1 protein-coding gene is annotated in these 538 nt (G+C 34.9%); it reads right to left on the reverse strand.

All coding sequences use genetic code 11. The features are described from left to right. Positions 1–110: 110 nt before the first annotated feature. Positions 111–437, reverse strand: a complete 327-nt coding sequence (locus ED312_RS23105) for a DUF1493 family protein (RefSeq protein ID WP_123218391.1) — start codon at positions 435–437, stop codon at positions 111–113. Positions 438–538 lie beyond the last annotated feature (101 nt).

A 538-nucleotide genomic window follows, 5' to 3' on the forward strand; every position in this document is an offset into this window, starting at 1 on the left:
TACCACTAAAATCTTGTGGCTCAGGATTTCCATATAAATATTCAAGACCTTTAATATTAAGGTTGCAAACTTCGCAGAGCATGCGATACTTCGTTGAGCGGGGCTCTTTATCACTTTAACTTTCCTTTTTTCACAGCTTCCTCAAGATCTCCTATGGTTAAACGTTTCCGGCCTTCTTTTTTGATTTTAGAACCTAACAGCCAAGATTTTAAAGCTCCAATAAGATCAACTCCTTCTTCAAGAAAATAATCCTTTGAATTAAATTCTTTGATATCGACATTAAATCTTTCAGCAAATATGGATAGTATTTCGTCTGCGTCATCTCCAGTAATTCCTAAATCTTCTTCTAATTCCAAATCTCTTGTTATTTCTCTTTTTTTAGGATGAAAAATTTCAGGAATCAATGCAACTATTTCTTCTATGATCTTTGAATTCATAACATTTTATTTAGGTCCTTTAGGGAAAACACCCCGCTCAGCGAAGTTTGCAACTTCGCAGCCCAAACCTTCAATGAAAAGAAAGAAACGAAAAACGCCTC

Source organism: Sinomicrobium pectinilyticum (assembly GCF_003725735.1).
In the GTDB taxonomy this organism is placed as follows: domain Bacteria; phylum Bacteroidota; class Bacteroidia; order Flavobacteriales; family Flavobacteriaceae; genus Sinomicrobium; species Sinomicrobium pectinilyticum.

What these genes read in the sequence shown, in the direction of transcription:
- ED312_RS23105 (WP_123218391.1), bottom strand. Translation starts at nt 437, where the DNA reads ATGAATTCAAAGATCATAGAAGAAATAGTTGCATTGATTCCTGAAATT.